The 7,023-nt window shown below is 69.3% G+C and carries 9 protein-coding genes; 4 read left to right on the top strand and 5 right to left on the bottom strand.

All coding sequences use genetic code 11. The features are described from left to right. The 5 genes from RJ03_RS30040 to RJ03_RS30020 form a co-directional block, all read right to left on the bottom strand. A partial coding sequence (locus tag RJ03_RS30040) for an APC family permease (protein WP_036508962.1) occupies positions 1-946 on the bottom strand: 946 nt, incomplete at its 3' end. A 56-nt stretch (positions 947-1,002) separates the two neighbouring features. Further along, positions 1,003-1,407 carry a DUF302 domain-containing protein gene (locus tag RJ03_RS30035; protein WP_036508960.1) on the bottom strand — a complete coding sequence of 135 codons (405 nt, stop codon included), beginning with the start codon at positions 1,405-1,407 and terminating at the stop codon, positions 1,003-1,005. Between the two features lie 28 nt (positions 1,408-1,435). Beyond that, positions 1,436-1,678, bottom strand: coding sequence for a YgaP family membrane protein (locus RJ03_RS30030; RefSeq protein WP_036508958.1), 243 nt, complete (start codon positions 1,676-1,678; stop codon positions 1,436-1,438). 38 nt (positions 1,679-1,716) lie between these two features. Beyond that, a complete protein-coding gene (locus tag RJ03_RS30025; RefSeq protein WP_030516394.1) occupies positions 1,717-1,986 on the bottom strand; it encodes a metal-sensitive transcriptional regulator in 270 nt (89 codons plus the stop codon). A gap of 67 nt (positions 1,987-2,053) precedes the next feature. Beyond that, positions 2,054-4,207 carry an MMPL family transporter gene (locus RJ03_RS30020; RefSeq protein WP_036508956.1) on the bottom strand — a complete coding sequence of 718 codons (2,154 nt, stop codon included), beginning with the start codon at positions 4,205-4,207 and terminating at the stop codon, positions 2,054-2,056. Between the two features lie 129 nt (positions 4,208-4,336). Here RJ03_RS30020 and RJ03_RS30015 point away from each other — a divergent pair, with 129 nt between their 5' ends. The 4 genes from RJ03_RS30015 to RJ03_RS30000 all read left to right on the top strand — a co-directional run bounded on the left by RJ03_RS30015 (position 4,337) and on the right by RJ03_RS30000 (position 6,917). Next, positions 4,337-4,945, top strand: coding sequence for a mycothiol-dependent nitroreductase Rv2466c family protein (locus RJ03_RS30015; protein WP_036508954.1), 609 nt, complete (start codon positions 4,337-4,339; stop codon positions 4,943-4,945). Positions 4,946-5,035: 90 nt separating this feature from the next. Beyond that, the gene (locus tag RJ03_RS30010) at positions 5,036-5,857 is read left to right on the top strand and encodes a sigma 54 modulation/S30EA ribosomal C-terminal domain-containing protein (RefSeq protein ID WP_051025428.1); all 822 of its coding nucleotides are present in this window, start codon (positions 5,036-5,038) and stop codon (positions 5,855-5,857) included. 105 nt (positions 5,858-5,962) lie between these two features. Then, positions 5,963-6,472, top strand: coding sequence for a pyridoxamine 5'-phosphate oxidase family protein (locus RJ03_RS30005; RefSeq protein WP_063820471.1), 510 nt, complete (start codon positions 5,963-5,965; stop codon positions 6,470-6,472). Beyond that, positions 6,456-6,917 (top strand): DUF2267 domain-containing protein, encoded by a 462-nt coding sequence (locus RJ03_RS30000; RefSeq protein ID WP_051025427.1) that lies wholly within the window; start codon positions 6,456-6,458, stop codon positions 6,915-6,917. The genes RJ03_RS30005 and RJ03_RS30000 overlap by 17 nt, the downstream gene beginning before the upstream one ends. Positions 6,918-7,023: the final 106 nt, after the last annotated feature.

Here is a 7,023-nt window from a genome sequence, read left to right as displayed (position 1 = left end):
CGAAACGCGGATGCACCGCGGCCAGCCGGTGCGGCAGATGCCGATCCCGGGCCATGGCGAAGGTGGTGCGCGAGACCCCCAGGATCAATGCCAGCAGGGAGCCGAGCGCGGCGACCGCCGCCCCGGCACGCACCACGGGCACGAGCTCGGGTCGCCCCGCCGCGCGCACCGTCTCGGCGAGCGGCGCCGCGGCCGAGGCCAATTCGTGCGGCCCGAGCACCGTCAGCGCCGCGACGGCGACCACCGCGTACACGACCAGCGTGATGCCGAGGGCCAGCGGGATCGCCCGCGGAATGATGCGGGCGGGGTCGCGGACCTCCGCACCGAGGGTGGCGATGCGGGCGTAACCGGCGAATGCGAAGAACAACAGTCCGGCGGCCTGCAGAATGCCCCGGACCGATGTGTCGGCTCCGATCGCCAACCGGCCCGCGTCGGCGGCGGAGCCGGCGAACGCCGCGACGACGACCGCGGCCAGCACGGCCAGCACCAGGGCGACGACGATCCGGGTCAGCAGCGCCGACTTCTGCACCCCGCGATAGTTCACCGCGGTGAGCGCGACCACCGCCGCGACCGCCACCGCATGCGCATGGCCGGGCCAGGCGTAGGCACCGACGGTGAGTGCCATCGCCGCACACGAGGCCGTCTTACCGACGACGAAGCCCCAACCGGCGAGATACCCCCAGAACTCCCCCAGGCGTTCCCGACCGTAGACGTAGGTGCCGCCGGAGGCGGGATAGCGAGCGGCCAGCCGGGCCGAGGAGGTGGCATTGCAGTAGGCGACGACGGCCGCGATCGCCAGCCCGATCAGCAAACCGGAACCCGCGGCGGCAGCCGCCGGGCCCAGCGCGGCGAAGATACCCGCGCCGATCATCGACCCGAGTCCGATCACCACCGCGTCGCCGAGACCGAGGCGGCGGCGCAGGTCGGCCGTTGCCTCGGAATCCATGAGCTCGAAGATAACGGAGTTCACGCGCGCCCGCGTGCCGGCCGCGCGTGACGCCGTCAGGCCCCGGTCAGCGCATCGATGGCGTCGCGGAGTTTCGCGGCGGCCTCGGTCGCGATCGGTTGCAGTCCGGGATCACCGGTGACCTGCACCATGACCTCGGGATCCATCGCTTCGACGATGACGGTCCCCGCGTCGCCCGGGTCGCGCCGCACGATCACGTTGCAGGGCAACAGCAATCCGATGCGGCGGTCGACGCCGACCGCGCGATGCGCCAGCGGCGGGTTGCACGCGCCGAGGATGAGGTAGTCCTCCATGTCCTCGCCGAGTTTGGCTTTCAGGGTCGCGGCCATGTCGATCTCGGTCAGCACTCCGAAACCCTGTTCGGCCAGTGCGGCCCGCGTCCGCTCGACGGCATCGTCGAACCGGTCGGTGTGCAGCGTGGTGGAAATCGCCAGATTCATGGTCGCCCGCTTTCTGTCGATGGTGGGGTCAGGTTCGTGAGACGGCGCAGCCGGCGGTGGCCGGCAGGCCCAGCCGCCGGAGCAGCAGGGTCGCCGGACACCAGCCCGCGACGCCGAAGAGCAGCAGATTCGCGCCGACGAACCCGGTGAGAACGAGCCACCAGCCCGACCATGCCGCGGCCGCGACCACACTGATCAGCACGAGAGTGCCGGCCAGCAGCGGTACGACGCGGGCGATGGACCAGCCCTGGTGGCGAGGTAGGTTCGGCATGCGTTCACTTCCGGTAATCGGGTGGGCGCCTTCGCTTTTCAGGCGAGGGCGAGAAACAGTTTCTCGAGTTCGGCTTCGCTCATCGGTTCGGCGCCGTCGGCGCTCTCGCCGGTGAGGCATTCGCGCAGGCCGGTCGCGACGATCTTGAATCCGGCCCGGTCCAGGGCGCGCGAGACCGCCGCGAGCTGGGTGACGACGTCCTTGCAGTCGCGTCCCTGCTCGATCATGGCGATCACACCGCCCAGTTGCCCCTGTGCGCGGCGCAACCGGTTGAGTACCTGTGCGATCGTTTCCTCGTTGCCGACCATGGCTGTCCGTCCTCTCGTCGCCTACCCCTCCAGCATACCCCTGGGGGTATGCTGGAGGGTTGTGGCGTCAGTCATGCGCGAAGCTGATCGGGGGCAGGATCCGGCGCAACCATTGCGGTGACGCCCAGGCCCGGTGACCGGTCAGGCGCAACAGCACCGGCAGCAGCACCAGTCGCACCGCGGCGGCGTCCAGCAGCACGGCCACACCGAGGATGATGCCCATCTCCTTCGGCGGTAGCGGATCGGCGAGCGAGAAGGTGAAGAACACCGCCACCATCACCGCCGCGGCCGCGAAGATCACTCGACCCGAATGGGCCAGCCCGTCCACCAGGGCGCGACTCGGGTCCCCGGACCGTTCGTAGTGTTCCTTCGCCGTCGCCAGCAGGAATACCGTGTAGTCCATGGCGATGGCGAAGATCATCGCGAAGAAGAACACCGGGCCCCAGCCGTCGAGGAATCCCTGCGGGCGGAAACCGAGCAGGCCGGCCCCGTGCCCGTCCTGGAAGATCAGTTTCGCCACTCCGAACGCCGCCGCCGTCGACAGCAGACTCACCACCGTGCCCAGCGCCGCGATCAGCGGAGCCTGCAACGCCACCAGCAGCAGGGCGAAGCCGAGCACCAGAATGATTCCGACGATGATCGGGAAGTAGTGGTTCAGCGCGTGTTGCAGGTCCAGATTCTCCGCGGGTGCGCCGCCGACCAGCGCTCCGGCCGGCAGCCGGTCGCGTAGGTGATCGAGGATCGTGGCCATCCGCGCGTCGGAGGGATCGACGTTGGGCAGCGCCTGCATCATCGCCAGTCCGCTGCCGTCGCGGGCGGGCTGCGGTGGGGTGACCATCGCGATGCCGTCGACCGCCGAGGCCGCATTCGCCACCGCGCCGGATTCCGTTGCGGGCGCGATGATCTGCAGCATCCCGGGAGCACCCTCGCCCATCTGTGCCTGCACCAGCTCGTAACCCTGACGAACGGGTGCATCCGCGGGCACGACCTGGATCGACGGCATCGCGACCTTCAGCCCGGTCACCGGGATCGCGAGCGCGACCAGGACCAGCAGCGCGGCGATCGCGAACGGCCACGGCCGATCGTGCAGTATCCGTCCCCAGGCCGCGAACCGCGGTGAGCGGTGCGGCTGGCGACCGATCCGCGGCAGTGATCCGGCGTTGATCCGGCCACCCAGTGCTCCCAGCGCGGCGGGGAGCAGAGTCAGCGTCGCCAGCAGCACGAACGCCACCGCGAACATGATTCCGACGGCCATCGTCCGCACTGCGGGAGCCGGCACGATCAGCACCGCCGACAAGCTGACCAGCACCGTCAGCCCGGACAGCACCACGGCCTTACCCGCCGTGCTCATGGTCTCGGCGACCGCCGCGCGTGGATCGGAACTCGCCGCGAGCGCGCCGCGGAAGCGGGCGACGATGAACAAGGCGTAGTCGATTCCCAGCGCCAGGGCGAACATCATCGCGAAGTTCATGGCCCACACCGAAATCGGCGTCACGTGGTTGAGCAGCACCAGCCCGCCGGCCGAGGCGATCAAGCCGGCCATGGTGAGCAGCAGCGGCAGCCCGGCCGCGACCAGCGATCCGAAGGCGACCACCATGATCGCGAGGGTCACCGGCCAGGAGAACATCTCGGCCTTCAGCATCGCATCGTGATTGGCCTTGTTGAAGTCGCTCCACAGCGCCGACGCACCGGTCGGATAGACGTCGATTCCGTTGCCCGACAACGCCGTCAGCGCATCCTTGTGGGCGTCGACCGCCTTCACCATGTCGTCGGTCGAGGCCGCGGCGCCGGCGATGAGGATTCCGGTGTGCCCGTCGGGGCTGATCGACATCCCCGGCTGGGGCGCCACCACCTCGCCGAAGCGGGAATCACCGGCGAAGATCGCGGTCATCCGGCCGAGCACCGACTGCACTTGCGGACTCTCGACGGTCCGGCTGTCGGAATGCACCACGACCTGCACCGCGGCCGACGAATTGCCGCCGAAGTGCTGCTGGGCCAGCTCGCGCACGCGCACCGAATCCGACCCGTTCGCCTGCCAGCCGGCGCCCGCGAGGGAATTGAACACGCTCGGCGCCGCGGCTCCGAGCGCCACCAGCACCAGCAGCCACACCCCGAACACGATCCGGGCGTGGCCGGCCATGGCGGCACCCAGTCTGCTCAGCATTCCGCCGGGGCCTCGCGTGGTGGCCGCCGGCGGTGACACGACCTGCGTTTCGGTCATCACGCCTCCTTCGATACCCCCTGGGGTATATTTCGTATAGCGGCCAACATACCCCAGGGGGTATCTGGGACGCAAAGGTGCGCTCGGCCACATCCGGGTACACCGGCCATGAAGACGAAAGGAGACGACATGACGGATATCGCGCTGTACGTGGACCCGGTCTGCCCGTTCAGCTGGGTCACCGCGCGCTGGCTGCAGACCAGCGCCGACGCTCACGTCACGCTGCGGCAGATGAGCCTGGCCGTCCTCAACGAGGGACGCGACGTCGATGACGACCAACGGCCGATGATCGAACGATCGCGGCGCCTCGGGCGGGTCTTCGCCGCCGTCACCCGCCGATACGGAGACGACGGGTTCGACCGGCTGTATCAGGAGTTCGGCACAGTGGCGCACACCCGCAAGGAACCGATCACCGACGAGACGATCGCGGATGTGCTCGCCCGCCTGAATCTGGATCCGGCGCTCGCCGCGGCCGCCGACGACGCCGGCTCGGACGAGTTCGTCGCCGAGAAGCATCGGGCCGCCCAGCAGGCCCTCGGGCAGCCCAGCGGAAGTCCGATCGCCGTCGTCGACGGCCGCGGATTCTCCGGCCCCGTATTGACGAAGATTCCCGATCCGCGGCAGGGAAAGCAGCTGTTCGACGCGGTGATCACCCTCGCCTCCACGCCGGAGTTCGCAGCCGTGCAGAGTCCGTATTCCGGGCCGCCGGACACCACCGAGCCCGCCCCCGGCACCTGACAGCGCGGACGAACACGAGGCGGGCCGGTGACCTTCGGCCCTGGCCCGAGCGCCGGCGATGCGGTGGTATCGACGCGAAGGAGCGTGACCATGAACTTCGCGAGCACCGCGCCGGGTGCTCGGCACGGCACCGTACGCCGCGCCGAATCCGACGACCAGGGCCCCGGGTACGGCCTGCCCACCGTCGACATCCGGCTCGGTGATCGAGTCCCCAGCATGTTCGGCGAGTACGCGCGGCGGCGCATCGGCGACGCCGCGCGCTGTGCACCGTCGCCGGTGGCATCGATCCGGGTCCGCCTGGCCGACCATCGCGAGTCGGCGCTCGCGAATCCGTTCGTGGCACAGGCCGACATCGTCGCCGCGCGACCGCTGCGGGTACAGGTGACGGGAGCAACGGCCCGCGAGGCGGTGGATCTGCTGCAGACACGGACCCGCGCTCGGCTGCGCATGCCGATCGGCGGTGGAGCGGCGCGGCCGCAGCGGTGTGATCCGCCGGCCGCCACACTGCTCTATCTGCGCCCGGTCACGCAACGGAAGATCGTGCGCACCAAGTGTTTTCATCTGCTCGACCGCACCGCCGCGGAGGCCGCGGCCGATATGGCGCTGATGGACTACGACTTCTGGTTGTTCACCGAGTCCGGCGCGAATACCGAGAGCGTGCTCGCGCGCACGACAGGCGGTCACTACCGGTTGACCCGGCTCGACGAACGCGCGGCGACCGCCGATGCGGCGGATCTGCCGCTCACCGTCGACGAGGCCCCGGCCCCCGTCCTCGACCGCGCGAAGGCCCTGACCCGGCTGCAACTGAGCGGTTCGCCGTTCCTCTTCTACCGCGATCGCGAACTCGATCGCGGCTGCGTGTTTTATCACCGCTACGACGGTCACTACGGATTCATCACCTCGCGACGATGAATCCGGCGAAGGCCTCGCAGTGGTGGACCTTCGCCCCTAGCAGCACCGCCCGCGCGGTGGTGGCATGAACAGACCGGATGCTCAGCTCCCGAGAGGTACCGCATCGTGATACCGACCGACCGCACCGACGACGGCGCACCCAACTCCACGGTCGCCCTCGGCCGCGCGGAGGCGATGCGGCTGCTGGCCGGAATCGCTTACGGCCGAGTGGTTTTCACTCGCGACGCGCTACCGGCCATTCGCCCGGTCAACCATGTCGTCGAAGCCGACGGGCGCGTCGTGGTGCGCACCCGGCTCACGTCCCGGCTGACCTCGGCGATCCGAGCCGATTCCGGAGTGGTGGTCGCCTACGAGGCCGACGAGATCGACCCCGGCACCCACACCGGCTGGTCGGTCGTGGTGACCGGCCTCGCGCGGCCGGTCGCCGATCCGCACCGGGTCGCGCGATACGAGCAAATGCTGCGACCGTGGACAGCGGCGACCATGGATACGGTCGTCGAAATCGAACCCACCATCGTGACCGGTATCCGTCTCGTCGGCGCACCGGAGTCACCCGGACCGCCGGCGCCACCGACCCCCTCGCCGAAAGCCGAAAAGAATGACCTACCACGATGATCCGTTCGCTCCGGCCCTGAACACCGCCCACACCTGGTTGCGAACCGTGGCCGACCGGCTGGCCACCGAGGACCGGACCTTCGCCCTGCGCGCGCTACGCGCCTGGCTGCATACCGTGCGCGACCGCCTCGAAGTCCCCGTGGCCGCGCATTTCAGCGCCCAATTGCCCGAATTGCTGCGTGGCATCTTCTACGAAGGCTGGGTGCCCGCCCATGTTCCCGTGCACCACGACGTCGCCTCCTTCGTCGACGCGTTCGCCCACGAGGCGGGCGTGTCCGCCGACGAGGCGGTCGCGTTGATCGGCGCCGTGACGATCGCACTGTCCGATGTGTTCTCCCCCGGGCATCTCGACCACGTCCTCGCGGTGGTCCCCGAGCCACTGCGCGCGGTACTGCTCGGCAGCGAACTCAACGGGACGGCCGCGACGGTTCCCGGCGACGCGTAGCTCCCGGCAATCAGGAAGTTCCAGCAACCAGGAAAGGGACTTTCGTCCATGATGAGTGGCTGATCAGGCGGATATGGTGGGTACATTCACCGCTTCTCCGATAGGA

Source organism: Nocardia aobensis NBRC 100429 (genome assembly GCF_000308375.1).
Taxonomy (GTDB): domain Bacteria; phylum Actinomycetota; class Actinomycetes; order Mycobacteriales; family Mycobacteriaceae; genus Nocardia; species Nocardia aobensis.
This window is presented reverse-complemented; position numbering and strand designations above follow the sequence as displayed.